The organism is Streptomyces calidiresistens (assembly GCF_014141525.1).
In the GTDB taxonomy this organism is placed as follows: Bacteria; Actinomycetota; Actinomycetes; order Streptomycetales; family Streptomycetaceae; genus Streptomyces; species Streptomyces calidiresistens.
In genome coordinates, this window is the sequence record NZ_VKHS01000499.1 from 1 (window position 1) to 4,218 (window position 4,218).

Annotated in this window: 1 protein-coding gene; it reads right to left on the reverse strand. The window is 77.3% G+C overall.

All coding sequences use genetic code 11. The features are described 5' to 3' along the window. Positions 1-102 precede the first annotated feature (102 nt). Complete coding sequence (locus FOE67_RS18425; RefSeq protein WP_182665697.1) at positions 103-3,963, reverse strand: hybrid sensor histidine kinase/response regulator; 3,861 nt, start codon at positions 3,961-3,963, stop codon at positions 103-105. Between the last annotated feature and the right edge of the window lie 255 nt (positions 3,964-4,218).

Sequence of the window (4,218 nt, forward strand, 5' to 3'; positions counted from 1 at the left end):
AGGTGTGTATAAGAGACAGTCCCCAACCCCCCCGAAACCCGCGACGCCGGTACCCGGACCCCGGGCACCGGCGTCGCGGCGCGTCGACTCACGGCACGCCCGTCACTGCGCGCCGATCCGCGCCAACAGGTCGACGATCCGCTCCTGCACCTCCTCGCTGGTGGAGCGCTCCGCCAGGAACAGCACCGCCTCGCCCGAGGCCAGCAACGGCAGTCCCGCCGGATCCAGCCCCTCCGTGGTGTACACCACGAACGGGGTGCGGTTCAGCAGGCCGTTGACCCGCAGCCAGTCCACGATCCCGGCCCGGCCGCGCTGCATCCGGTGCAGGTCCATCACCACGAGGTTCGGCCGCACCCGGCTGGCCGACTCCACCGCCGAGGCGTCCGTGGCGGCGTGCTCGACCTGCATCCCGCGCCGCTCCAGCGACGCCGTCAACGCCGCCGCGATCTCCTGGCTCTCCTCCACCAGCAGCACCCGGGGCGGGTGCTGCTCGCTGTCCCGGGGCGCCAACGCCTTCAACAGCACCGCCGGGTCGGCCCCGTAGGCAGCCTCCCGGCCCGCCTGCCCCAGACCGGCCGTGACCAGCACCGGAACCTCCGCCGACACCGCCGCCTGCCGCAGCGACTGCAGGGCCGTACGGGTGATCGGCCCGGTCAACGGGTCCACGAACAGCGCCGCCGGATAGGCCGCGATCTGCGCGTCCACCTCCTCGCGGGACTGCACCAGCACCGGCCGGTACCCGCGATCGGTGAGCGCCTGTTGCGTGGAGACATCGGGCTCCGGCCACACCAGCAGCCGACGCGGGTTGTCCAACGGCTCCGGCGGCAACTCCTCGTCCGACGGCATCGGCACCGGCGCCGGCAACCCGCGGCCGTCGGTCACCTCGATCGCGCCGTTCGGACCGTCCAGCGGCTCCGGGCCCTCCTCGGCACCGGCCGCCGGGGCACCGATGGCGAACTGCCGACCCGGGGACTCACCGGACCCCCCGACCCGGGGCGGGGTGATCGGACGCCGCTGCGGACCGGCGGGCGCCGGACCGGGCGGCACCGGACCGGGACCGGAGGGCCCCGGCCGCGTCGGGCCGGCGGGGCCCGACGCCCCGGGCCCGCCGTCCGCCGCCCCCTCGGCCCGGGCGTCGTCGCCCGGCGGCGCGGCCAGCTTCCGCCGCCGCCCCGGGGCACTGCTCTGCGCCGGACCGATCGGCGGCGCGGGCGCCGGGGGACCGACGGGGGCCCCCGGCGCGGACCGCTCCGCCGCCCGCTGCTCCGCCAACTGGTTCACCTGCGCGACCGGTATGCCCTGCCCCAGAGTGCGCACGTTCACCCCGGGGCGACCCTCCGGCCGGGAGGCCCGCTCCGCGCCGGGCATCGGCAGCGCCGGCTGCGGCCGGCGCACCTCCTCGCGCGGCATCGACCCGCTGAGAATGGGACTGGCGGCCACCACGGTGTGCTCGATCGGGGGCGGCCCCTCGGACTGCTCCTCCGGGTGCGACTCCGCGTGCGGCGGCGCCTGTGGCTCCGGCCGGCCCTCCGCCCCACCGGTCATCGGCGCGGCGGTCTCCCCGGGCGCCCCCTCGACCGACCCCTCCGGTGCCCCGAGGGCCTCCCGCGCGACCGGCTCCGGCCCCCCGGCCGCCTCCGTCGCGCCGGGGGACGTGTCCCCGGGCTCCTCCGGATCCGGACCACCGAGGGCGATCGGCTCCCGGGAGGCCTGCTGCCCGGCGGCCGCCGCGGCGGCCGCCTCGGCCGCGCGGCGGCGCCGACCGGTGGGAGTCTCCGCACCCGACCCGCCGCCCTCGGCGGCCTCCTCGACCGGCGCGGCGGCCCGCCGGCGCCGACCGCCGCCGGGACCGTGGTCCGGCTCCACCGGCACCCCGCCCGGCGGCGTACCGGTGTCCTCCCCGGCGGGGGCGCGGCGGCGCCGACCGGTGGGGGCCTCGGCGGGCGTCGCGCCCTCGCCGCTCCCCGGGTCGGCGGACCCGGGCGGCTGCTGCCGGGGCAGCGACTGCTGTTGCGGCAGCGTCGGCATCGCCGGCGGCATCGTGGCCGGCGGCGCGGGCTGCGGAATCTCGTGCGCGGGCACCGGATGCGGCACCTGGTGCGGCACCTGGTGGGGAACGTGCTGCGGCACCTGCTGCGGCCGGTGCCGGGAGCCGGGAACCGGCACCGGCGCACCCGGTTCGCGGCGGGGCGCGGGCAGCGCGGGCTGCGCCCCGGCCCCCCCGGACGCCGGGGCCTCCGGACGCGGCTCCCCGCCGTTCCGCTCCGGCCCGTGGAACTCCCCGTCCTCCGGCCGTCGGGGACGCGGCATCGGCCGACCCGGCGCGGCCGGCGGGGCCGCCACCACGTGACCGCTGTCGTTGCCCGTGGCCATCCCGCGCACCGGGCCGCCCGGCCCGCCCGTGCCGCGCGCCGGCTGCACCGGCACCGGCATCACCGTCGTCTCACCGGCCCCGTCCCGGGGACGCGGCGCGTGCCCCGGCGCGGGCGCGGCGTCCGCGCTCACCGGCACCTCCAGCACGTACGCGGTGCCCCCCGACGCCCCCGGAACCTCGTGGGTCTGCAGCACCCCGCCGTGCATCCGCACGATGCCGCTCACCAGCGGGCCGTGCACCGGGTCGCCGCCGGGGAACGGACCGCGCACCTCGATCCGCACCACGTCACCGCGCTGCGCGGCGGCCACCACGATCGTGGAGTCGGCGGGCGCGCCGTTCGCCGGCCGCCCGGTGGCGTCCACCCCGGCCACGTCCGCGATCAGGTGCGCCAACGCCTGCGCCAGCCGCTCCGGGTCCACCTCCGCCTCGGTCGGCGGGGCGTGCACGGCGAACTGGGCCCGACCCGGGCCGATCAGCTCCGTCGCGCCGTCCACCCCGGCGCCGATCACCTCGTCCAGCGCCACCTTCTTGCGGCTCAACTGCTCCTTGCCCGCGTCCAGTCGCTGGTAGGCCAGCACGTTGTCGACCAGCGTCGCCATCCGCGCGTACCCCGCCGCCAGGTGGTGCAGGATCTGGTTGGCCTCCGGCCACAGCTGCCCCGCCGGGTCGGCGGCCAGCGCCGTCAACTCCCCGCGCAGCTCCTCCAGTGGGCCGCGCAGACTGTGCCCGAGCACCGCCAGCAACTGCTCGTAGCGGGCGTTCATCGCGTCCTGCGGACGGCGGTCGGTGAACGTCATCACCGCGCCCACCAGCTGGTCGCCCTCGCGCACCGGGGCCGTGGTCATGTCCACCGGGACGGCGCGGCCGTCCTTCGTCCACAGCACCTGGCCCGCCCGCACGCGGTGCTTGCGCCCCGACACCAGGGTGTCGTGCAGCGGGGTCTCCTCGAACGGCAGCGGCGAGCCGTCGGGCCGCGAGTGGTGCACCAGGGGGTGCAGTTCCTGCCCGCCGAGCTTCCCGGCCCGATGGCCCAGGAGCTGGGCGGCGGCCGGATTGACCAGAACCACCCGGCCGGCGGTGTCCACGCCCACGACGCCCTCGGAGGCCGCCCGCAGGATCATCTCGGTCTGCCGCTGCTGCCGGGCCAGTTCGGCCTCGGTGTCCAGGGTGCCGGAGAGATCCCGCACCACCAGCATCAACAGTTCCTCGGAGGCGTGGTCGTCGCCGAACACGGCGTCTATGGCCGAGGCATAGGGGGTCTGCCCGGCCTGGAGCAGGGCGCTGGTCACCTCGACCTGCAACTCGGAGCCGTCGGTGCGACGGGCGATCATGCGGGTGGGACGGGTGCGCGCGCCCGGATCCTCGTCCGGGCGACGCATCGACCCGGGAATCCGACGCGGATCGAACGCCGGAATGATGTCCAGCAGTCCACGTCCCACCAACGGCGCGCCCGGCGCCTCCAACGTCTCGCCCGCGATGGCGTTCGCCTTCACGACGGTGCCGTTGCCGTTGACCAGCAACAGCGCGTCGGGCAGGGCGTCGAGTATGGCGGCGAGGCGAGCAGCGCCTCTCGCCGGCCTGCTGCTCACGACTCGAATCCTCCCTTGACCCGGATGTGCTCGGCCGAAGCCGGTGGCGGTCCCGACGACGGGCCCACCGGGAGCCCCTGCGTGTCGTTAACAGGGGAGTCTACGGGCAGCGGTCACCGGTGAGGTCATGCCTTCGGGCAAGGATTGTCCCCCGGGCGGGCACCCCCGTCCGTGACGCGCGCCACCTCCCGGGGCGCTCGTGCGCGGGCGTGCGCCGGAGGGGCGGGAGGGAGCGGCGCCGGCCCGGTGGAGAGC